We start from the raw sequence: 22762 nt of genomic DNA, 5'->3' as shown, positions 1-22762 counted from the left end.
GGCCGGAATGAAATGGTGGGCGCCCGGAAAAACTTTGTTGTTCCGCGAGGAATGGGCGCACCGCGCTCAGGGGAAGAAAGTTTTGGAAGGCCGTTGCGGGAGGACGATCGAGGCGAAGCCGGTTTTCGATCAGACATGCCTCATCGAGCCCACGAAGGACGTGGCCTGGCTCAGGGCCAAAGGAATATGGCGATGGCAGCTGCGCCCCGACTGCCTGCCGGGTCCCTGCAACGGTGGGGCTGCCGCCTTGCCACATGTCAAAATCAGGCGTCCGGGAACAGCCGAACAAGGGCGTTGCGTTGGCCGTTCTTCGGGCTATCGTCGTGTTCGCGAATCGTCGCCTGGAGGACCTATGCGTCAGCAGCCAAAGCCGTTTACCGTCGAAATCAAGCCGTCCCGGAAGCTCAAACCGATTGACCGGAAAACCTCGATCTGGGGCAAACTGGACCTCACGGCTGATCCCGACACGCTCTCCGCGTTGAGGCCTGAACAGGTGCCGGCCGCTGGCGAGACCAACGACCGACGCTGATGGCCTTCAGGCCGCGAGCCGCTCGCCAGCGGTTTCGGGCTGCAGGGAGTGCAGGAAACTGACGGCCCGTTGCGCATGCGCCGCCGCCTGGAATATCGCCCGTCTGTCGTCGACCAGGACCTTGAGCCAGGAGTCGAGGTACGAGGCGTGATCGGGGCGGGGCTCGAGCTCGGGAGCAATGCCGAGATCGGCGCACAGGAAGCAGCTGCCGAGTTCGGCGATCAGTTCCTCTCGCGCCCGCTCGGATTTGTCCTTGGCATAGCGGCTGAGGTCGCGGCCGAGGCGATGCGCCGGCGCCGTCCAGTGCGTGACCTCGTGACTCAAGATCGCATAATAGCTGGCCGTATCCTTGAAGCTCTCAAACGGTGGCATCTGGACGATATCGGCGGCCGGCGCAAAGAAGGCCTGGTTGCCGCCGTGGCGGATCACAGCACGGGTGTTGCGGAAGAAGCTGTCGGCACGCTCGAGGCGCTCGACCGGGTCCGGCGCGGGCCCCGGCTGGTGATAATATTGGTCGGGCAGTCCGTCGATCTGTTCGACGTTGAAGACGCTGTAGGCCTTCAGGAAAGGGATCTCCCGCTCGACCTCGCCGCCATTTCCGTCGGTTTCGGACTTGGTGAACCGGCTGGCGAAGACGACCGTCGCCCCGGTCTCGCCCTTGCGGACAGCAGCGCCCAGTTCGAGGGCCTGCTTGAACGTCATCCACGTGGATGACGTATATCCCCGGGCGCTGCCTTCCGACCAGAGAAGCAGCACGTTGACGCCCGAATATGGCTGCCCGTTATGACGCAGCGGCCGGGTAATACGGCCGACCATATTCTTGGCGTTCCATGGCTTCATCCACGGCCGCACGCCCTTCGCCAGATCTTCAACGATTCTGTCCGTGATGCGGGTATAGAGATCCACCCGTTGTCTCTCCGTACTGCTCATCTTCAAGCCTCCGTTTTGAGGCCGCGCCCGTCGCGGCCCGTTGCGGAGGGCAGAAGGCAGGAGCCGATCAGCCGGCCGATGCACCGGAACGGCCGGAACTTAAGTGGAGGACGGCGGAGCCGTTGCATCTGCCGGCAGCTCCTGCAGACCCGACAAGCGGGACGGGCCGCAACGGACGTGCCACCTGCCTGATTTCCGATTCCCTTTTGGCCGCGTCAGCGACACGAAAACAGGCCGGCTCCGTCAGGGAGCCGGCCCTTCTCGCGTTTATCGAAGTGCGGGGCCGAAGCCCCGCCGGCATGGCCTAGTCGAATGCCGAGATCTGGGCTTCGGCGGCCTTGCGGCCCAGCGAGTGACCCGGCTGCTCGACCGGCCGGTCGAATGGCTTCCAGGTCTCGCCGATCACCTGGGCATAGGCGGCAACGGCGCCTTCGGCCGCCATTCTAAGCGAATGGGCCTGTATGCCCATGTCGGCGGCGAACTCGCGCTTGCGCTGGGCGGCGCTGTCATAACCGACAGGGCCGTCGAGGTCCTCGTCGCGGGCATCGTTGGCGGCTTTGGCGGTGGCATCGCGCGCCTCGGTGACAGCGCGGCTGTAGAACTGGCCGGCGCCGTGGGCAGAGCCGACGAAGGCGCCGACGATGCGCTGCAGGTGGATCTGCATGGCCTTGTCGCCCAGGCCATCACCGAGCGCATCGGCGGTGTCGATGACGAGCCGTTCGTGCAGGTCGCGGATGCCGTCGCTGTCGATGACGGCGGTGCCGAAACTCTCGGCGATCTTCAGGGCCTGGCTGGCGTCGGGGCATGTCAGCCGGACCATTTCGATGGTGGCGCCCTTGCGCAGCTGCACGACGCGGGCGGGTTGGCGAGAGGAGGGTGCGGACTTGGCCATGATCGTTTCCTTTCGAGGTCGTCCGATCGGGCTCCGGCCCATGCCGGCTTACCCTTCGGTGCGGTCATTCCGAACCGGCGGAAGACGGGCGTTTCAGGGTCCGGCCCTGCCTGGACGAGCGGAGCCGGTTTGCGTGCGACGGGGGCAAACTGCCCTCGAAAGAGCACGCGAGCCTGCTCCGCGAAGGACGGCGGGGTCCGGCCGCCCCGCGGCGCGACAGCGACCTTGAAGCGCACGGCCGCCGGTTCAGACCGCAGCAAAACCGAAGGCAATCCGGTTTTGTGAGGCAGATGGCGTCCTCGATGAATGACAGGGGCTAACGGGCAAGTAAGCCTGTGCGCCGACGACGCTCGACCGGCTAGGCAACCAATAGTATTGCAGCCAGGCTCGCAAAACATTGCCGCCATCATCGGGCGGCCCACCCAACCAAGCATTGTTCAGGGGCTCTTCATTGAGAACCCTGCTCGTGCACGGAGTGATGAAAATGAGAGCCGAGGGACAACATGGAGTGGAACACCGGATACGGCGAAAATATTGACAATCGCACGTTATGGCATCGCAAGGCCGGCAGCTATGGCGGCGAGCATCTGCCGCTCAGGGGCGGCTTAGGGGTAACGGATAGGGAAGACCCGCGTGTTAGGAGCACCTTTGTAGATCGGGCTTCGGTCCGCTCGGCATTCATGATTGATCGCACTCCATGTCGTCGATATCCTCGGCCAAATCCGCGGCGTGCTCCGACAAAATGGCAGCGACGTTTTCGAGGAGCATAGCTAAATCGGGATCGTTTTCGAAAAACTGTTCCAGTTTGGCCTTTAGCTTTTCGATATAGAAGTTATGAATATGCAACGATCCATTCATCTCTGCGAGGCTTGGCATGTTGTGCTCCGGATATGAGAGGTAGGATTACGTCGCCTTGATACACGCGTGCGCGACCGGGCGCTATCTGTTGCGGTCTTATAGTAATGTGACGCTTGATTTGCATCGACCGCGTCAATCGTCGGCGCCTCGAGCTTTTACTTCGGCAAGTCGAGCTTCAGAGTGCGGTTTCGAGGTGAACCCGGTTGCTTTCGGTGAGAAGTCCCACGCCTGCGCATTTCAGTACTCTCGATTTCTATCTGCTGAACGGCTTCGAGGAGGTCGGCCGCCGGTGACTATTTGGCATCAGGATTGGCTTTGGAGCCACTTGGCGCGTTCTGCGAGGAGTCGGGCATGCCGCCGGCGATCAACCTCCGTTTCAGCTTCGTAGGAAACGCTTCAGTAGAATGGCATTTTCTGTGACGGGCCGTCGTTCCTCGACCTGTAGAACCTGGATCAGCGATCGCTGCTGGGCGAGCTTGTCCTCCCACGCTGCGAGTTTCTCGGGCACGACCTTGCGATCGTTGGCGCGGCGCAATTCGTTGATCTGCCGACGGTTGGTGTAGATCGCGATCCGCCGGCGTGCGCTTGGCGTGCGCGCGCCGCGGCGATCAGCCGGTGCGGTCCTGCCGGCTAGCCTGGGCTTCGATCGGCGCGTCATCTCCAGCAATTATCGAGCGGTTCGGCACCTAAGTCCTTCATGCCCCTTTCCTCCGCCGACATCGCGACCGGCCGGGTCCAGGGCCGGCTTGAACCGGGCGGAGCCTGCCTCGACGCGGCTGGGGCGCAAGCGGCACGCCTCCTTCTCTTTCCCACCCACCCTTTTCCTGTTCTCATTCCTCTGTTTCACGCGAAGCTTCAGAGCCTCGTTCCAATCCTCTCGCGGTGGGCGGAGCCGCATCCAGTCGCAGCCGGCGCCGTCGGCAAGCGCCCGTAATCGCCCAGCAAACATGTCGCCTTGAGGATTGGCGTCTGTCGCAGCGACGAGTTGGACATTGCGACGTGAAGCAAGCGCACCAAGGGCTGCGGCCGTGGTCGGAGACCAGCCGCCGCCGGTGCTGAGATAAAGCGTTCCATCACGCAATCCTTCGATGGCGGCAAGGCTCATGGCGTCAATCGCAGCTTCCGTCACAGCCAGGCGCATTGAAGCGTCCGAGCCAAAGCGGAACAGGACCTTCGCTCCCCCGGTGGCAAAGCCGCGATATTGCGGGCCGCGCGCCTCCCATCCGGTGATGTCGCCGGCATGGTTCGTATGAGCGGCCCAAAGGCTGCCGTTCGGGCCTTCTCGAAGGAGGTCGCGTTCGATCGCCGTGCGGAGCAGATATGTCGGAAGGCAGCGCTCGTTGTGCAGGTATTGCCAGGTCGATGAGCCTTGCCACGGGCGGCGACGTGCCTGCCAACGATCGGAAACGGAAAACTCGGAGTTGGCGACAGGGCTTCGAGATTGCCATCCTGGCGCGGAAATTTTGAATCCCACGAGACTCCCGACCTTTTCGACGGCTTCGAGAAAGCCGGCGCGATCGAGGTGCTCGACGAGCCCAAAGACATCGCCTTTCGCCTCGCTTAGGGGGTCGAACCATCCGCGCCCTTCATGCGTGACTATGACAATCTCACTGCTGCGCCGAAACTTCACTGCCCGACGGGAGCTCTCCTTGGCGTCAACGGCAAAACCGGCCTCTTCCAGCACCGCGGCGCAGGATACGGCCTCGCGAAGGCCCTCTATCTCTCTTCTTTTCATTTTCCTTCCGATCACGAGTGATCGCCTCCTGCTCGTCAGCGTTATCTATTAGCCGCTTCAGCGGCCGCGAAGAGCAAAGGCCGCAACGGCGCGGCTGGCAACCTAGTGAATTATACAAAGTCGGCCGCGGCGAAGCCTCCCTTGCGGCCCCGCCGCTCGCAAGCGGCACGGCCGCAGGCCATGTCGCCGCCCGCTCAATGCCAAGGCGTGTATTCATGGACGATCTCAAGATCGTCGTCTACGTCGATTTCGTCGGACGGCAGGACGCCGTATTCGCGGTCGACGGAAAAGATGGTGGCGGGGGCCATCAGGTCGGAGAGAGCTGGAAAGTGCGTCTTAGCGATCTCGATAGCTCCAGCTAACAAGCTCCCGAAAACAGATCGCGGGCACCCGGCGTGACATATCGGACGCTTTCGACTGGCGAAGAACCCAGCAACTTGGTATCTCACCGCGTAGGCGGCAGGCCGGGCAGGGAAGTTGGTAATGGATTCACGCAGGGACATAGCCGAGCGGGTCATCGCGCGTTGGAATGCACGGGGAATTCGGCTCGATGAAGACCCGGGTTTCATGGAACTGGTCGCTCTTTGGACGGCAGGGAGGATTGCGTCCGATGAAATGCGCCGCCGATATTCTGCGCTTCAGCGCGAGCGGTCGCTGTCCAGGTCAAATCCACTTGGTGTGAATCGCTGCGACGAAGGGGCGGATGTCGATCATCGGTCGATTGCGATTCCAGACGATGGACCGGATGACCGGGGAGGTCTCGGACTGCCGCCGCAAGGATAACTTTCACGAAGGGCTCAACGGAAGAGAAGCTCCTTCGCCGAGTTGCTTCGCGCGGGAATGCCGAGAATAAAATCGAACACCGGTTCCGGATTTCCTGGAATCGCGACCTAAAACAGGCGGCGTTCCCGCGGCTCCTTCCACCGTGCGCTCGAATCCGAATTTTCAAAGCCTCAAGCAGCGCGCCGAAAGATCGCCATCACTTCAAGCTGTCTTTTCGATCATACGAATGGCCGCCTCAATCGAGTCTGCGCCGAGCAGCACCAAAGCATCCTGCAGGCATCGCTCGATATCGACGACGGTTCGGTCCTCGATCCGCGCGATCTCTTCCAACGTTCTGCTCTGTTTCAGCCATCGGAGGGAGGCCAACTGGAGGGGGCAAAGCTTCGACGTATCCATTATCGAACGATCCTCTCTTGCTGGATGAGTTGCCTCGGAGTCGCATAGCGTGCTCATTTCTGGGAAACGTACGGCACGGGCGTGGACTTGCGCGCAGCCGTCGGGCGCTCCACCAGAACGATTGTTCGCGGGAGGTCGGATGCCACGCTCAGCGACTTGAGCTCATCGCCCAGGCGCTTGTCCGCTTCGTTGAGGCGGTGATGAAGGCGATGGTAATCCGTCCAGGTTGGCGTCCGAAAGGTCTCGAGCCATCGCGAAGGCTGCTGAACATCGCGCGTGAGGGTCCAATGGCGTGCGCCGGCTCGGCTTTGAACATGCCGCCGTCTGCGCATGATCTCAAGAAAGACAGCGGCGTTTTCTTCGGCAATCGCATATTCCGTCGTCACCAGAATTGGGCCGCTTCTCGGCTTCAGATCGAGTGCAGGTACTGGCGCATCGAAGGCGCCGGAGGCTTCGAGTTCAGACTCCAAGCGGTTGCTGATCGGCAGCTTGAGCCCAAGTGCGGCGACCAGCAACGAGGCGGCAGCAGAACATGCCAAGGATAAGGAGAGGGAATGGTTTTCGGCGATAATTCCCCAGAGCCAACTGCCAGCGGCGATCCCCCCATAAGTAAAAGCGCTGTAGATGGAAATCGTGCGACCCACCACCCAGCGCGGGCTTGCCAACTGCACGTTGACGCCGAACCCCGACCATCCGGTTACCCAGCCGGCGCCGCCGAAGGCGAGGCAGACTGTTGCGATGATCAGGGAAGACGTCAGCGCAAGTGAGATCGCACATACCGCGCACGCGACACATGCCAGAACAATCAGCAGTTCCTGCGTGACCGCGCGCCTGAGTGGCGGGTTCACGAGCCCCGCGATCAGCGCGCCGGCGCCGAAGCCACCCATGAGAATACCGTAGTCGATTGGGCCGCCCTGCAAGAGTTCTCTTGCGACGAGCGGCAGGAGCGCCAGCATCGAGGTTCCGGTCAGCCCAAACAGCGTACCGCGGACAATAGCTGCCTTGATTTCCGAGGATATCGCCGTGAACCGCAGTCCATCATAGATCGCCGTCATGAGCGCTTCGCGAGGGAGGGGCGACGCTTTCACGGTCCACTTGTTTCGCCACAGAGCGGTGAGGGGCGCGACGAAGCCAAGCGTGGTGAGCGCGAAAGTGACGAGCGGCCCAAAAATCGCAACGATGATGCCGCCAAGCGCGGGACCGACGCTACGGACCGTGTTGAATCCGACATTGAGAAGGGTGACGGCCGACGGCAGATAGCGGCGCTCCAGCATGTCGCCAAGCGAAGCGCGCCACGCGGGATCGCTGAGTGCGATACCGCAGCCGTCAAGGAAACTGAACGCCAGGATCATCCATGGATCGGTGATGCCGAAAGCCATCAGGATCGTCAGCATCGCCGAGGCCGCCATCATCAGGCTTCGGCCGACGATCATGACCATGCGCCGGCTGTAGTTGTCGGCAATCGCGCCAACGAAAATCGCAAGAAAAAAGGCAGGCAGGGTAGACGAGGCCTGGACCAGGGCGACCATCACATCCGAGGTGGAAACGGTGGCCATCAGCCAGCTGAGAGCCACCGTCTGCATCAGCCAACCCAGGCTGGAGAGCTGAGACGCGAAGAAAATCGAACGGAACGTCGAATTCTTCAGTGGCGCCAGTAGGCCTACGGATGCTGTCCCTTCATTTGATGGCATGTCATTCGGTCTCTTTCGGACGGGGCACTTCGGCCGTCTTTGCGGGGCGGCGGCGATGAGGGAGGGCAGTGGGAACTGGGTTGGCCTTACTTCCTCTCTCCGGCCTTGAGCCTGTGAGCAGAGGGTCGCAAGTTCCGCTTCGGCGGGCTGCGGCAAGACCACAATCAAAAACAGAGGAAAAAGCGGCTGTCGTCGACCAGGGATCGACGACAGCCGAGTGAACCTGGATGGCAGGGGTTGATGCCACTCCCAGGCCAGGAGCCGTGTCGGACTTGCGGCTATTCTCCGCAGTCCTAGTGATCGTGAGGTTTTGTTTTTGGTCGGCGCCGCCTTTTAACCGTTGCTGCTCGACGGATGGTCTCATCACTAATCACCTCACGGACGCAAAACGCGCGGGACTGGATGGCTCCGGGTTCGTCGCGCGTCCGTTGTACGTTCAATAACGAGCTCAGTTTCCGCAGGCTTTTCACTCAAATGCAAAGCGGCGAGAAGCTGGGAGACGTCCTGATCCGATAGAGAGAGGCGATGATGCAGACGCCGGAAACTCATCCAGGCCGGCGTGCGAAACGTTTCCGTCCAATGGGAGGGCTTTCGAAGATTTCGCTGGAGCGTCCAGGCGCGCGCGCCTGCGTGAGCTAAGGCGTATCTGCGAGTGCGCATGTGATCGAAGAAGCTGTCCAGGTCGCTTTCGTCTATGGAATACTCTGTCCTCGCTGCAATCGGACCGCTTTGCGGCTTCAGATCAAGCGCCACCGATGGAGCCGGAAAAACCGCGCCCTGCTGGTCTCCCTCCGCCCCCAGATGCACCTGCAAGACCAACCCTGACGCAGCAACAAGAAGCAGGGCGGCCGCGGCCAGCTCGAGAGAAGAAGCGAGCGAATATGACTGGGCAACATGGCCCCAGATCCAGCTGCCGGCTGCCATGCCGCCGGATAGGAACGCATAATAGATCGAGAGCGTGCGGCCGACGACCCAGCGCGGACTTGCCAATTGCACCCAGACGTCAAAGCCGGTCCAGGTGATGATCCAGCCGGCGCCGCCGAAAGCAAGCGCAAGTGTTGCTGAAGGCACAGAGGAGGTGAAGGCAAGTGAGATGCAACACACCGCGCAAGCAATGGAAGCAATTGCCATCAGCCATTCCTGCCTTAAGAGCCGGTTGTTCAATCCGGCCACGCAGGCGCCCGTTCCAAAACCTGCGAAAAGAACGCCGTAGGCGATGGGGTCGTCGGCCAAACGATCGCGGGCGACGAGCGGCAGAAGTGCGAGGATAGCAATAGCGGCCGGGCCGAAGAGGGTTGCGCGCATGATTGTCGCCCGGATATCGGACGAAAGCGCCGTGAACCGGATGCCATCTCGGATTGCGGTCGACATAGGCTCCGCAGGCAGAGGAGACGGGCGCGCGTGCCACTTGTTACGCAATACCGCGGCGAGAGGCGCCAGGTTGCTGCATGCGGAGAAGAGAAAGGCGGCCAATGGTCCGAGAAAGGCGAGAATAACCCCGCCCAGCGCCGGCCCAACGCTTCGCGTCATGTTATATCCAGTAGACATAAGCGTCACCGCGGCCGGGATATCCCCCACGGAGGCGTGCCAGGCGGGGTCATTCAGCGCAAATCCGCAGCCTGCGATAAATCCCAGCGCTAGAATGAGCCAGGGACTGAGGAAGTCGAAGGCGGCGGCACCTGCCAGTGCGACAGACGCTAGCGCGATCAATGACAGTCCTATGATCATCACCGATCGGCGGCTATGAGTATCGGCGATGATGGAGAGTATGAATGCCGGAAGCGTTGTCGACGCCTGTACGAGCGCGACCGTCAGATCGGAAGCGGTGATCGTCACCATCAGCCAACCAATCGCGACGGTCTGCACAAGCCATCTGAGATTTGCGACTTGCGCTGAACTCCAAATCGAACAGAATGCTGCATTGCGCAGCGGAGCAGGGGTGGTTGCCCCGGTCATGGAAACGTCTTCGATCTGCATCTGCATTTAGGTTACTCTGACGCTTCCCATCATCTCGCTGACGAAGGAGCTTATCCGTAACCACGATATGATTTCCGGCGTTATTCAGCTGCTTGGCGCAGGAACACTGCATCGAGCAGGAGAGACACCAGGCACGTAGCGCCGGTGTGAAGGCGGGCCGCCTGATATTCTCCCTCGCGAATCTTTGAACCGGCCGCCGAAATTTGTCCCTTCAGAGTTCACGCACGGCACTGCCGGTTCGGCCAACTGCCAAAGGCTTTCCCAGACCTCATGCGCCTCCCATACTCGCCGGGATTTGGCCCTAGACGGAATCGCGCGAGGCGCAACGGCCCGACATGGTAGCCGTGGCTCGCCAGACGCGCACGGGATGCGGCTGCCGACCCGGAAGTAAGCACAATCCGGAATAAAGTTAGGGTAACGGGCCGCGAATTTTCGCAGCAGCCATGACCATATCATCTATCGCTAAGGACCTCACGAGAGGCTCCCCACAAGGTCAGAAAAAGGGTGCCTAGAAGTGACTAGCGAAAACCTTGATTCACTCCGATGGCTTAAAAATCAGGCCAAACATATTGCGGATGGCACCTCGTCGCCTTAAAGGTTTTTGCAGCGGCAATCTGCTTTGCAATCGTGAAGGATTTGTTCATGGCCACCGGAACAGTTAAGTTTTTCAATGGAGACAAGGGTTTTGGCTTCATTACGCCCGACAATGGAGGCGCTGACGTGTTTGTGCATGTGTCTGCTTTGCAGGGCGCCAGCAATCTGAGCGAAGGGCAAACTGTGAGCTACGATGTCGGTCAGGATCGGAAGACTGGTAAATCGAAGGCAGAAAACGTACGCGTTCTTTGATTTGCGATCGTCTAGTTTGTCCATCGAACTTGGCCTTGCAGGCCGTTCGTTGTTGCGGGCGAAATCCTCAGATTGGAGCTCGAATCCTGTCCTTCGGGCTTCAGGTATTTCGAGGAGTTGATTCCCAAATCCCCTCCGGGAGCTGTGTGTCGGCTTCGAAATACAGCAGTTAGACATTCCTTCACTTGGACTTAAGCTCGACGTCCAGACGAAGAGGGCGCAGCGGGTACGTTGTCCAGAGTAAGCTTCTATTCCCGCATACTAGTGCATACCCGCGGATTTCCGCCGCCGCGTGGCGCGGTTGAAGGTACTGCCTTACGTGACGCAATAAATCTAATTATATGATGTCAAGCGGATCGCGATCTCACAAATGCTGGCAAAGCAGGGGTGTCCCAATATGCAATTTCCCATGTCGAACTTGAGGGAAACATCGAAACAAAAATGATCTACAACCCAGGCAAGTTGACCCTTTGCCGTGACTGAGAGCTTGTGGATCCACTCGGCGTTTGCCCGCGGTCCGCCTACGGCAATAGGCCGGATTTGTCCCTCATCTTTCTGGACTGCGTGGGCAAGGAGACGTGCGGGTGGATCGCCGGCTGGCACGCCGCTACCGAGGGTACGGTTCCACAGCTGACTGACTAGCGTCAGGCTGAATTCGCCAACCGTCTCTCTCTGGGAACCTCCCAGCGTTATGAAGAAACAAATTTCGAGTCCAGCTTTGCCAGAAAGACACGTTCAGTCTCGGGTTGCTTGATCCATACGTGGCAGCGGTAGCCTGATTGTCGGCAATTGCATCAAGCGCGCGGAGCGTGGGCGGCTCGTCCGCATAGATCCTCGTTAATTCAGCCCTCCACGCTGCACAATCGTCCATCGTAGGCCCGCGTGTCTCTTCGACAGATGCGAGCAGATCATAGTAGCGCTTTTGTAGGCGCTCATGGTGATGTGCCTTTCCACTAAAATCAAAGATGAGTTGTACAGCTCCGAGAGTAGCCGAAGCCAAACCTAACACAAACGTTCCTCGTGGGCTGTTGATAAAGACCTGCGCTGCGTAACTCGTTCCACCGAGAATGACTGCCAAATTGAGAAATCGGCTGACGCGTTCCAACCATGCACGTCGCGCAATATGGTAAAGCGCGTTGCGCAGAGTGTTGTGGCGAATGCCGTGCACCTCGTTATAGCAGTCATCCTCTACGTTGGTCATTTCTATCCCTTCCTGGGAGGTGGCGGCGGTGGTTGAGTTCCAACATGCCGTGTTCCACCTTTTTCGATATGAACGGGTGGCCGTGAAGGCGCCGGAGGACGCGGTGGCGGTGGCGAGCGTTTGTCTGACATAGTTTTCTTTCCAACTCGTTTTGGTTTAGAGGATCTATGCCGGAAGCAGCATAGACAGTGACAATTCCATCAGGCAATCAACGGTTCTCTTTCCGATAAACTAGCTATCATGCATTGAAATGAATGAACAATTCGCCGATTATGATCTTGCTACTTCCGCAGAGCGTTCTTAAGCAATGGCAGATATTTCTGGACCTGCTCGCGGTCGCTTTTCTTTTCCGTATCGGAAAGTTGCGAGAACGGCGTAGCAATCTGTCGTTCCCATTTGGCGACAAGATTTGCAGGAATGACGATAGAGCCATCAGGTTGCTTAAGGGATTGGCCGTGCACATATTTCTGCCAGTGGGCCCAACGTTCGTGTTCGATGCTGGCTAATTCGTCCACGAGGCCATCTAGGATGTCGTCAAGGGCCATTGCTTAGATCATCCCCGCTCCAACAAGCTTTCGATAGTGCTCACCTAGCACGGTCAGCTCGCAGCCCTTACTCTGCATTGCAGCGTGCCACATATGAGGTGCGTTTACCGGCCGGACCAAGTTGACCTTCACGTATCTCTGAAGGATCGCAAAAACAGAATTCTTTGCGGGATCTGGCTTTGGGATTGTTGGATCGTTCTTTTGTTCGTCATTGCGTTCGGGCTCGTATTCGGGATCAAGCGGAAATACGTAGTCCTGCGAAGGGAACAAGGTCGCCAATTGCTGCAAATCCGCAAGAGGAATGGGGGCGTCAGCCTTTTTCAAAGACACGAAAGTTTTGACGTTAGTTTTGAACAGCGGCCGTTGACCGGCCCAAGGCCCGAGCGACTGATCAATATGGGCGTAGACGCTCCCCGGCGTGACATCTCCGACAAGATTGGCGGCTGCGCCAGCCAACGCGTCTATCAAGAGGCCCGTGAAAACGCCACCCGGTGTGGGTCCGTTCATTTCAAGTGCATACTGTTCTGCGGTTGACGCGGTGAGTATGGTCATCCCGGTCACGATTTCGAAAACACCCTTCATAGTCGGGTTTTCACCAGCGATTCCGCTGTGGCAACTATCCAGGATGATGACTTTGTTGGTGGCTGGGGAGTTGGCTGCGATGGTCATGACCTCATTCAAGGCAAGACCATCGTCTCCTACCTTGCAATCTCCCGCACATAAATAGCCACCTGTATCCTCGATGTAGCCATGCCCGGCAAAATAGAACAACGCAATCTCGGACCGGTCGGCAAAAAGCGCTCGGACAGCCTCCTTAAGCTCCGCTCGCTCTACAATGTCGCCCCGTCCGGTACCGGTAATTAGCTTGGGCGTCTTGAAGTTGGTTGTACCGTCTGCGTTACGTTCGAGGGCTGCACGGACAGAGTGAGCATCGTTTACGCACCCATTCAGACATGCAATATGCTCATAATGATCGATACCTACAATCAACGCTTTACGCATGAGGCTCCTTACAGGCTATCGATCCAATTGCTGATGTTTGCCCACGTCCATTCCATTGTTTCGACGCCGGCAATTTGAGTGTGATCGTCCTTGTAGGCCCAGATTCCCCGTACAGGCACACCTACTTCATGAGCGCACGCGATTTCCCAATTTTGGCCTGTCGATGATATCGAATTTTTCGTCACGATCACGAGAACCCCAGCCGAGCGCAAGATTCGGGTCTTCACTTTGTTTTTCCAGTCGGATTCGTATGCCTCTTTCACCGACATGTCGATGTATTCGAACGGCGTGCCCGTGTTCAGCGACTGACCTTTTATCATGTCCCGAATACTCTCGTCTTCGATGGCAAAAGCCACGAAGATGACTTTCTTAGTTGCCATGTGATAATCTCCATCGCCGATCCCCGGCACTAAAATGATTTATTTGCATTGATGAGAATCAAATCGCAGCCACAACAATGGTGAAGTCCCGCAAACCGACGACAGCTGCCATGCGCATCCTGGATGCGATCTCTGATCGGCGGCCGGCCGAGCTTCCCATGGCAAAGTCCTTGATCTGCATCAAAGGATGCGAGCCGGTATCGTAGTACTTATACCGCCATATCACTGATATCGATGGTCACGACGTGTCCCCCATTGATGTGTCCTCAGCCGGACACTTTCGTCGGAGCCCTCACAACGGCAAAATACTGCCGCGCCCGAGACAATGTGCAGCGTTTAATAGGGAGTTTCTGCAGGTCCGCGGCGATTTTCGGGCGAGTCCGCAGGAATGCTGCAAGTAAACGCAGAGCGCTCCTTGACGACCCATCGACCGTAGACAGATGTTCGTATTGCCTCATTGGCGAATGCCTCAGCGCCATGCAATCACTGGCTCACGAGACTGCTCCTTTCGCCACCCGCGTAATCGGTCTAAACCCTCGGACTGAATATCTTAGCTGAAGGTTTTGATGCATTTTCTAGCCGGGAAGAAACGGGAGACAATGAAAGGTACAGTAGTTTTCGGTCACGCAGAAAGTGTAGCGTTTTAGCGTCGTATGGAGCGTCCTCAAATATTGAGGTCCAAATTGAGAGCGCCGATGACCTGCCACTGAATTTTCATCCAACGGCGATTAGAGCCCCGGCGGTTTTGAATACGCCAAGTGGCGCGGTGTGAGCAACCGGCGGAAACGCGAAGCTTTCATCTCGCGCAGCGTTGGAGCCGGTTGCGGCAATTGTATCGGCATAGCTTGCCGGGGTCTGGTATCCGAGCGATGAGTGTGGCCGGAAATGGTTGTACAACACGACGACAGAACACCCACGGGACCGAGGTTCGCGAGCTTCTGTATCCGTGGCATCCCTGGTCCGGACGGCTTGTTCACGTGCATGAGGCGGTGTCTAAAGGGACGCATATTTTCCGCTGCAGCCTTTCTGGTTCTTCTTCTGGTCGACTTCTTGAGGTCCCGTCGTGGATGTTCGACCGATCAGTGAGTGGTTGTTGGCGCAGCCTGGCGGTCCCGCACGTCGATCTCGCAAGCCTGCATTCTTTGGCAAGATTGCTGAAGGACGCTGATGCCTCATCGCAATCTTCGGTAATGGGCGCAGCATTGGTCTCTCACGAAACGAGTCGGAGAGATGTTCATGCCTCGCCAGCCCATGACATGCCAGTTCGATCTGTTCTCGGCCCCGCAGCGGGGGAAGACGGCAGGGACGCCGCAATGGCCGGAGTTGCCGGAGGAGACCCGCCAAGCGTTGACGGTGCTCATCGTGCGGCTGTTCGTCGATCACGCAAAGTGCGGACATGCCTGCCAACAGAAGGAGGCCGGTCATGATGCATGAGAAGATCGCGCCGCATCATCTGGAGCGGAAGGCCATCCTCTATGTTCGGCAGTCCTCGGCTCACCAGGTTCTGCACAATCGAGAGAGCAGCGCCCTCCAGTACGCCATGCGCGACCGTCTGGCAGCGCTTGGATGGTCACATATAGAGACGGTGGATGACGACCTTGGTCGTTCGGCCGCCGGCGGCGTGACCCGCGCTGGATTTGATCGGATGGTGGCGGAAGTCTGCCTTGGCAAGGTAGGCGCCGTGGCCGCGCGTGAGGTATCGCGCTTCGCCCGGAACAGCCGCGATTGGCAGCAACTCATCGAGATGTGCCGCGTTGTCGATACCGTCCTGGTCGACCAGGAAGCAGTTTATGCGCCCCGCCAGGGCAACGACCGCCTGCTCTTGGGTTTGAAGGGCAGCCTCAACGAGTATGAACTCGATCTCTTGCGTCAGCGTTCCCTTTCCGCCCGCTATGAGAAGGCTCGCCGCGGTGAACTCGTCGTCACTGTTCCGGCCGGCTTCGTAAAGGCCGGTGACAGGATCGAGAAGGATCCCAATCGGCGCATCCAGGAAGCCATCGCACTCGTCTTCGACAAGGTCACCGAACTCGGGAGTGCCCGGCAGGCCTTGCTATGGTTCCTTGAGCAGGGATTGGACCTGCCCGTCAGGTGCGCCAACGGTGACGTCATCTGGCGCAGGCCAAATTATGCCACCATCCACCGGATGATTGCGAACCCGATCTACGGCGGCGCTTATGCTTATGGTAAGAGTCGTTCCGTACCAGGATACGATGGCCGATCTGGAATTCGCCGCAAGGCGCGTGATGAATGGCTGGCGCTGATCCCGGATGCGCACGAAGGTTACATCAGTTGGGAACGGGCGGAGGAGATCCGCAAGATGGTCAGCGACAATGTACCGGCCAGTCGCCATCATGGAGCGCCGAAGCATGGCGACGCTCTGCTTGCCGGCCTGTTCCGCTGCAAAAGGTGCGGCCGGAAGCTGACGGTTCGTTACACAGGAGCCAACCATAACATCCCGCGCTATTCCTGTTGGCGAGGGTTGCTCGACAACGGCGAACCACGTTGCATCGCCTTCGGCGGTCTGCGGGTCGATGACGCGATCGAAGAGGCACTTCTCGGCGTGGTCGAGCCAGGAGCCATTGCCGCCGCCGTCGAGGCGGAACGCAATATGGCCAACCAACGCGATCAGGTTCAGGATGCCCTGATGCGCGACCTCGAGGCAGCACGCTATGTAGCCGACCGGGCATTCCGGCAATATGACGCGGCCGATCCAGAGAATAGGCTGGTGACGTCGGAGCTGGAAGCACGCTGGAACAAGGCGCTGACTGGCGTCGGTGAGATCGAGGCCAAGATTGCCAAACATCGGACAGTTACGCCGCATCCGTTCCCCATGTCCGCATCACAGGTAACCGCACTTGCGGGAAACCTTCGCGCCGTCTGGACGGCGCCGACAACCGATGCAAGGCTGAAGAAGCGCATCGTGCGCACGCTCATCAATGAAGTGGTCGCCGATCTCGATGATGGAACCTCTGAGATCGTCCTCGTCATTCATTGGGTTGGAGGCGTCCACACCGAACTGCGCCTGCCGAAGCGACACCGTGGCCAAAGAAATGCGACCCCTGACGACATTGTCGACGCTGTGAAACAGCTCGTCTTGATCGCCAATGATGATGTGATTGCCGGTGTCCTCAATCGCAACGGACTGACGACCGGCAATGGCAATCGCTGGACACGGGAGCGGGTCACCGCGCTGAGGTCATATCGCAAGATTCCGGTCTTCCGTCCGCAGATCGACGGGGTTGAGCCATGGCTTAATCTGGGCGGTGCGGCGAAGTTACTCGGGATATCGCCAAAGACGCTGCGTCTGGCGGCCGAGGCTGGCGATATTAAGGGGGCTCATCCGCTACCCGATGGCCCATGGATCTTCAGCCGTTCCAAACTCGCGACCCCGCAAGCACGTCAGATTCTCGATCGTGCCCGGAAGAACCCTCGCCACCCCGCGGGATCGCCTCCAGATCAGGAAAATCTATTCCTTTCAATGACATAGAAAGATGGGTGTTATGAAACAGGATTGTAATCGTCGGCCCATTCAGCAATGGCGCTTCGGGCATGGTCGAGGCCAAAGAACAGGCTTTCGTTGAGCAGTTCGTCGCGCATGCGCCCGTTGAAACTCTCAACATAGCCGTTCTGCATCGGCTTTCCCGGCGCGATGTAGTGCCACTCGACCTTATGATCCTTCGACCAGGCAAGGATGGCATTCGAAGTGAGTTCCGTGCCGTTGTCGGAGACGATCATTTTAGGTTTGCCGCGCCGTTCGATGAGGGTCGTCAGTTCGCGAGCGACGCGACGACCGGAGATCGAGGTGTCCGGGATCGCCGCCAGGCATTCGCGCGTCACGTCATCGACGATGTTGAGCACGCGAAACCTCCTTCCGCAAGCGAACTGGTCGTGCACGAAGTCCAGCGACCAGCGGGCATTGGCCTTCGCTTCGACCAGAATCGGAGCTCGCGTGCCGACAGCACGGCGTCTGGCTTTGCGCTTGCGGACAGAGAGACCCTCCTCGCGATAAAGGCGATAGATGCGATTGACCCCGGACGGTTCTCCCTCCCGCCGAAGCAGGACGAACAGCCGCCGGTAGCCGAAACGCCGCCGCTCATTGGCGAGGTCACGTAGCTTTGCCCGCAGTTCTACCTCCGGCGGTCGACTTGACCGATAACGGATCGTCTTGCGGTCGGCGGATATGATCTGGCAGGCCCGCCGTTCCGAAAGACCCATGACGGTCTTCAGATGCGTGACGGCGTCACGCTTGGCGACAGGCCCTACCATTTTTTTGAAAGAAGCTCGCGGAGTGCTGCTGCGTCCAACATCTGCTCGGCGAGCAGCTTCTTCAGCTTGGCATTCTCATCTTCAAGCGCCTTCAGCCGCTTCGCCTCAGAGATCTCCATGCCGCCGTATTTGGCTTTCCAATTGTAAAACGTGGCTTCCGAAATTCCGTGCTTGCGGCAAAGGTCGGCCGCCTTCGCACCAGCCTCCTGCTCCTTCAGCACCCCAATTATCTGCTCTTCGGTAAATCTCTGCTTCTTCATTCGTCCGTCCTTTGATGGGCCGGACTCTAATCAATTCTGGAGGAAATTCGCAGGGGCAGGTCACCGAAAGACATGACAATTATCATCGAGGCAAGGCCACGGCTGCAACGGTCATCGACGCGGTCAAGGGGTTTCAAGCTGATATCGGCAAGCCTGCTGGTCTTGCCGCGGTGATTGTGGGCAACAATCCGGCAAGCCACGCCAGTTGCTACAGGATCGCGGGAAGGCCGCCGTTAGGGGCAATGGTGACATTGCCACCATTGATGAAAAAATCGGTGAGGCTGCTGCCGCCCCCGATCCGTGGCTCAGAATGTCAGCGGCTTATTGGTTATGGAGACCCCTGTCGAGACCGCACTCGAAATGGTCGAGCGCCACTTGCTGCGCGGTGAAGTGATCATCGAGCAGCAGCGCATGCTTGTCCAGCGCCTCCGAGAGGCAGGCGCGTCGACGGTCCAGGCTGAGCATGTTTTGGACGCGCCAAATAAGATCGACACCTCGTTTGGGCGAAAGGGTTATTCCTTTGCTGCAAAGCCTAGCTCAACGCGGCTTACATCCAAGATCGCCCGAAGGACGTCGATGCCGAATTTGAGGCTTTCTACCTCGACATCCAGCGAGATGCCCTCGGTGACTGTGCCTTTTGCGTTAGCGATTACCACCTCCTCCAGGTCTTCGAACCACTGAGGATTGTTCCCTTTGTGAAGCTTCGATAGTTCCGCAATCGCGACACTAAATGCCGATTGGACCGCGATTAGAGCGGCGCCGAGCTTTCGTTCGTCCACACCCGAGATGCAAACAATGGGGCTGTTTTTCTCATCCATGGGCTGTCCCTCTGCTGGCTCGCCACGAAACCCTATTTCAACTGATAGGCGACAGAGTCCTCGATCGCCGATGAATCCAAAAAGGCCCGTAGGCTGGAGTCTCGGGTAGTTAGATCAACGAATACGCGATGCTGGGATGTGGAAATGGCCGATGCGCTTGAGGACTGTTGGTATCGGGTCCAGCTTGCGAGGTTTCCAACCGGCAGCAAGGCCTCTAGGCCATAAGCATCGCACCTTTCTGATACGCGAGAGCGGGTAATCCTTTCTACAAAGTGGCTCGCATGCAAGTTCGCCCGAAGGACACAAGTGCCGAGCCTGGGCTTCCTTGTTCGGAACTATTGCCACCACCCCCCTGCCTTCTGCCGTACATTGCGACGCTCCTTAGGTCATTGCGTCACTGCTGATGTTATTTCCGTCGCGACCTTTCCTTCCAATACCAAATTCGTATCCCGTTATGCTTCGGGGGCATGGCCAGCGGCCTTCCTCGAGCTGGACAGCGCATGATTCTTATCGCGACGTTGACCAATTCCACCATTGACATGCTGCGCGAACTCGGCCTGACAGGCATGGCCAGCGCCCATCAGAAACTCGAAACGCAAACGGAAGCGAGACACCTTCGAGCATGGCGAAAGGCTTCGACTGCTGCTCGAGGCGGCCACGCTCCGCCAGAAGCGCTTCGAGGCGAGAGGCCGCCCTACAAAGCAGCGCTATGACGCCCAGATCGAGAACGCTGATTTTTGCGCCGCCCGCGCCCTGATGGCAATTTCGTGACGCCGAGTGATAAAGGTATTTCATCCTCATCGATGGGCTATACTCCAGCTTGGTGGAGACATAAACTAGACGCATTTGGAGCCGCTTGCGGCCGATTTCGCGAGGCAACTCCATCAACTGAGGCGCAAGTTCCCGGAACAAACGCTCACGCACCATAACCTTTCCTCATTTTCGGGCAATCTCGCGGTGTCGCGTTGATTCGGTAGGTCAGCTTACGACGCCGAAGCCGTTCCGCTGTTGATCTCTACGCCTGCAGGGCCCTGACGACTTAAAGGCAACGACTGCCGGACAGCCCAGACCCAGAACCAGTTCACCTTGACATCGTGTCACTCGGGCGTCACAGGCGGCAGCCCGAGTGTCGCAATAAGCTTCATTATCGACGGCGTGGGTGGACCCGGTGTCGGCGGCGGCATGGAGACGATGGACCCGAGCCGCGGAGGCGTTGCCATAACGCCAATCATCGTGCCGATAATGGCTATCCCATCGGCGCTGATTTCGATGGCCTGGGGGCCGGTTCTGCCCGATACTACAAGGCGGATCTTGTCGGGTGTTACCTCGACGCGGCTACCCAAGGCCGCTGCGGCAGAGGACGCGGGCGCGGCGACGCCCGAGGTCAGGAGGAAGTGTCTCTTGACGTCGATGCTGTAGATATTCCCGACCTCGACGGTATGATTCTTCTGCGCCTTCAAATAGACCTCCTCACGGCCTTGCTTGTCCTCAAAGCGCAGTTCATTGTACGCATTAGCGGCGCCGCCATCGGTATGCGTCCGGAAAGTCGACCGCGTTTTGTCAGTCGGCAGGGTTTCAGGCGGCAGATTTGAGCCGTTGTATACGACGCCGGTCACCAGGGGCGTGTCGGGATTGCCGTGGATGAAATCAACGACGACCTCATGGCCGATCCGTGGGACGACCAGGTTGCCAAAACCCTTACCAGCGAAGTTTTGGGCCACCCGAATCCAGCAGGAGCTGTTCTCGTTCTTTTCGCCTTCTCGATCCCAGAAGAACTGAACCTTCACACGGCCGTACTTATCCGTCGCGATCGACTCGCCCTCGGGGCCTACGACGACGGCCGTCTGCGGTCCGTGAATCAACCGCGCCGATGTGCGGCGCCTCGGGCGGTACTGGGTGGTCGCGGGGATAATCTCTACGTTGCTGTGATAGAGGAAGCGCTCGCCCTTCCCCCCCACGGTGTCCGCAGTGAGATCGTCCCCCACCTCTCCGATGACAGTGAAGTCCTGTCCGACTGCCAGAAAGCGATCGGTGGGTTTCGGCCGGGAACCGACCTGGCCGTAGTAGAAGGGATTTGCGGCCTTGAATAATGACCCGGTCGTTATCTGGCGCGCAGTGCTTTCGATCCGCGCGCGATAAGCGTTGCAGGCGAGTTCCTCGGCACGGATGGTGGCGTAGAAATCGCCATCGCTTTTTTTTGTATAGTGGCCTGGATACTCGAAGACCTCCCGCATTGCCGTGCAGCCGCTGCTTCCCGACGAGGTCTCGCCCGTTCTGACCGCCACGCTCTCCGGCGGTCGGGTGATGGCGCTTCCCGTGAGCTTGCGGGGCGGAATGCCGCCTGTCCTCACGGGAGGAACGCGCGCGACAGACGTGAGTTCTGCCATCGGCTTCTCATGGTCATAGTCCCTGAGAACGACCTTGTTCGGCTGTAGCGAAACGACCTCGTCCCAATGCAGGATGACGTCTTCTTGGTAAAGACTTCGGGCAGGCCTGAGATTGTGGTGGGTCTCCACGATCTCAGGCGTGCAGGCCATGTGGCTCGCGGCGTTGTCGACCAGCACGAGGTCATGTTGGTCCTCAGCATGTTCAAAATAGTAGTAGATGCCGTCCTGCTCCATGAGGCGGCTGACGAAGGCCAGATCCGTTTCATCGTACTGGACGCAATATGGGCGCTCTGGGAACCGTCGGGCGGTCTGATTCTTGAAATTGCCTTTATGTTCTCGAAAAATCGTGGTGATGATCTCGATGCTGGTCTTGTTCTGAAAGACCCGACTGTTAGAGCGATGCTCGAGCAATGAAATCCACGGGCGCACCTGCGCCACGTAGTTGAGGTGCTCGGTATCGTCGAGGCCGAGATATTGGAAGCGCGTAACAACACCGTTGAAGAAGCGCGTTTGCGAGTCCTTGAGCTTAAGCCCGATTGTCAGGCTTTGACCGGGAATCGTAGCAAAGTTCTGAACTGGATTGCGGCTGGCGAGCTTCACCTCGTAGAGGAAAGGTTCCCCCAGCCGCTCGGTGCCACTGAGCCGTCGGAGAGAGATTTCATTCAACTCGGACGCGGCCGAAGTGACCGCAACAAAACGATTGTGCCTTAAGAGACTCTCGATTCTTGACAGGACCATGGTGGTGTGTGTTCCGCAGATTTGATGAGAAGGCGCGGTTGCGCCCGATAGCGTGAGTAAGATGCCGCCGAAGCCATCGGCGAAGATGCAGAAAGGCGTTTATCTCGTGCATCGAAATCGCAGACCGTTGCTCAGCCAAGATGGCTTGCTGGCCCGCATCGTCAGAGCCAAGCGGGGGGGGCGGGGCGAAGAAAGCGTGTGGGCCTCTTGGAACTCACCCACGCTAACTCCCACCCAAATCTCGCCATGCGGCCTTAGAACATCGATGAGTTGGCGGATTCCGGCGGTGCTAGCGACGACGTATCTCCTGGAATTCTCAGCCAGGCCCAGGGCGCAGCGCCCTAGCGGACAACCACGGTGGTCGAGTTTCGCCGCGATCGTCGCCTCGATCGGCCTCTCCGCTGCTGAAGCCTCAAGGGCGTCAAAATGGCGAGAACATTCCAAAGAGGCGTCACGGCGAATTTTGCAAAGGGCCTTGGCGGTCTCATTGCAGTTTGCGTTGAGCTTACTGAAGATAGTCTGGCTTCC

At 58.8% G+C, this 22762-nt stretch carries 20 protein-coding genes and 2 pseudogenes; 5 read left to right on the top strand and 17 right to left on the bottom strand.

Going from position 1 to position 22762, the window contains the following annotated elements; translation table 11 throughout:
• The first annotated feature begins 7 nt into the window (after positions 1–7).
• Positions 8–529, top strand: a complete 522-nt coding sequence (locus tag ACD590_RS37140) for a hypothetical protein (RefSeq protein ID WP_179874271.1) — start codon at positions 8–10, stop codon at positions 527–529.
• A 6-nt stretch (positions 530–535) separates the two neighbouring features.
• Here the strand turns inward: ACD590_RS37140 and ACD590_RS37135 are convergent, their stop codons facing one another.
• The 5 genes from ACD590_RS37135 to ACD590_RS37115 form a co-directional block, all read right to left on the bottom strand.
• Entirely contained in the window at positions 536–1459 is a 924-nt protein-coding gene (locus ACD590_RS37135; RefSeq protein WP_096771923.1) for an ArdC family protein, read from the bottom strand.
• A gap of 304 nt (positions 1460–1763) precedes the next feature.
• Entirely contained in the window at positions 1764–2351 is a 588-nt protein-coding gene (locus ACD590_RS37130) for a hypothetical protein (protein ID WP_096771922.1), read from the bottom strand.
• A 678-nt stretch (positions 2352–3029) separates the two neighbouring features.
• The gene (locus ACD590_RS37125; protein WP_141399564.1) at positions 3030–3227 is read right to left on the bottom strand and encodes a hypothetical protein; all 198 of its coding nucleotides are present in this window, start codon (positions 3225–3227) and stop codon (positions 3030–3032) included.
• 358 nt (positions 3228–3585) lie between these two features.
• A complete protein-coding gene (locus ACD590_RS37120; protein WP_239621084.1) occupies positions 3586–3867 on the bottom strand; it encodes a hypothetical protein in 282 nt (93 codons plus the stop codon).
• A gap of 9 nt (positions 3868–3876) precedes the next feature.
• Positions 3877–4944 (bottom strand): DUF3991 and toprim domain-containing protein, encoded by a 1068-nt coding sequence (locus ACD590_RS37115; protein WP_141399563.1) that lies wholly within the window; start codon positions 4942–4944, stop codon positions 3877–3879.
• 215 nt (positions 4945–5159) lie between these two features.
• Here ACD590_RS37115 and ACD590_RS37110 point away from each other — a divergent pair, with 215 nt between their 5' ends.
• Positions 5160–5306, top strand: coding sequence for a hypothetical protein (locus ACD590_RS37110; protein WP_170961516.1), 147 nt, complete (start codon positions 5160–5162; stop codon positions 5304–5306).
• A 622-nt stretch (positions 5307–5928) separates the two neighbouring features.
• On the opposite strand, the gene ACD590_RS37105 is transcribed toward ACD590_RS37110, so the two are convergent.
• The 3 genes from ACD590_RS37105 to ACD590_RS37095 form a co-directional block, all read right to left on the bottom strand.
• Positions 5929–6123: a hypothetical protein gene (locus ACD590_RS37105; RefSeq protein WP_170961515.1), complete on the bottom strand. Its 195-nt coding sequence runs from the start codon at positions 6121–6123 to the stop codon at positions 5929–5931.
• A gap of 53 nt (positions 6124–6176) precedes the next feature.
• On the bottom strand, positions 6177–7814 hold the full coding sequence (locus ACD590_RS37100) for an MFS transporter (protein ID WP_239621082.1): 1638 nt from the start codon (positions 7812–7814) through the stop codon (positions 6177–6179).
• A 375-nt stretch (positions 7815–8189) separates the two neighbouring features.
• Positions 8190–9791 (bottom strand): MFS transporter, encoded by a 1602-nt coding sequence (locus ACD590_RS37095; protein ID WP_096772332.1) that lies wholly within the window; start codon positions 9789–9791, stop codon positions 8190–8192.
• A 642-nt stretch (positions 9792–10433) separates the two neighbouring features.
• Between ACD590_RS37095 and ACD590_RS37090 the strand changes: the two genes are divergently transcribed.
• Positions 10434–10637, top strand: a complete 204-nt coding sequence (locus tag ACD590_RS37090) for a cold-shock protein (protein WP_007636633.1) — start codon at positions 10434–10436, stop codon at positions 10635–10637.
• A gap of 1482 nt (positions 10638–12119) precedes the next feature.
• On the opposite strand, the gene ACD590_RS37085 is transcribed toward ACD590_RS37090, so the two are convergent.
• From ACD590_RS37085 to ACD590_RS37070, 4 genes and pseudogenes are all read right to left on the bottom strand, one after another.
• Entirely contained in the window at positions 12120–12383 is a 264-nt protein-coding gene (locus ACD590_RS37085) for a hypothetical protein (RefSeq protein ID WP_088397079.1), read from the bottom strand.
• Between the two features lie 3 nt (positions 12384–12386).
• Positions 12387–13385, bottom strand: a complete 999-nt coding sequence (locus ACD590_RS37080) for a caspase family protein (RefSeq protein ID WP_096772330.1) — start codon at positions 13383–13385, stop codon at positions 12387–12389.
• A gap of 8 nt (positions 13386–13393) precedes the next feature.
• Complete coding sequence (locus ACD590_RS37075) at positions 13394–13765, bottom strand: hypothetical protein (protein ID WP_096772329.1); 372 nt, start codon at positions 13763–13765, stop codon at positions 13394–13396.
• A gap of 714 nt (positions 13766–14479) precedes the next feature.
• A pseudogene (locus ACD590_RS37070) lies at positions 14480–14659 on the bottom strand (IS3 family transposase); the annotation flags it as partial.
• Between the two features lie 342 nt (positions 14660–15001).
• Here ACD590_RS37070 and ACD590_RS37065 point away from each other — a divergent pair.
• Both ACD590_RS37065 and ACD590_RS37060 read left to right on the top strand, forming a co-directional pair.
• Positions 15002–15199: a hypothetical protein gene (locus tag ACD590_RS37065; protein WP_037145433.1), complete on the top strand. Its 198-nt coding sequence runs from the start codon at positions 15002–15004 to the stop codon at positions 15197–15199.
• Positions 15189–17252 (top strand): recombinase family protein, encoded by a 2064-nt coding sequence (locus ACD590_RS37060; protein ID WP_097622254.1) that lies wholly within the window; start codon positions 15189–15191, stop codon positions 17250–17252. Before ACD590_RS37065 ends, ACD590_RS37060 begins: the two co-directional genes overlap by 11 nt.
• Before the next feature lie 23 nt (positions 17253–17275).
• Here ACD590_RS37060 and ACD590_RS37055 read toward each other — a convergent pair.
• The 5 genes and pseudogenes from ACD590_RS37055 to ACD590_RS37035 all read right to left on the bottom strand — a co-directional run.
• Positions 17276–18291: pseudogene (locus ACD590_RS37055) on the bottom strand (IS3 family transposase); the annotation flags it as partial.
• A gap of 321 nt (positions 18292–18612) precedes the next feature.
• A complete protein-coding gene (locus ACD590_RS37050; RefSeq protein WP_170961552.1) occupies positions 18613–18756 on the bottom strand; it encodes a hypothetical protein in 144 nt (47 codons plus the stop codon).
• A 47-nt stretch (positions 18757–18803) separates the two neighbouring features.
• Entirely contained in the window at positions 18804–19109 is a 306-nt protein-coding gene (locus ACD590_RS37045) for a hypothetical protein (RefSeq protein ID WP_097622224.1), read from the bottom strand.
• A 507-nt stretch (positions 19110–19616) separates the two neighbouring features.
• Positions 19617–20036 carry a hypothetical protein gene (locus tag ACD590_RS37040; RefSeq protein WP_170961528.1) on the bottom strand — a complete coding sequence of 140 codons (420 nt, stop codon included), beginning with the start codon at positions 20034–20036 and terminating at the stop codon, positions 19617–19619.
• 170 nt (positions 20037–20206) lie between these two features.
• Entirely contained in the window at positions 20207–22234 is a 2028-nt protein-coding gene (locus ACD590_RS37035) for a type VI secretion system Vgr family protein (RefSeq protein WP_096772086.1), read from the bottom strand.
• Positions 22235–22762: the final 528 nt, after the last annotated feature.

Source organism: Rhizobium sp. 862_C5_N1_2 (assembly GCF_051811205.1).
Taxonomy (GTDB): domain Bacteria; phylum Pseudomonadota; class Alphaproteobacteria; order Rhizobiales; family Rhizobiaceae; genus Rhizobium; species Rhizobium leguminosarum.
Note: the sequence above shows the minus strand (reverse complement) of the source record. Positions and strands in the feature narration are given on the sequence as shown.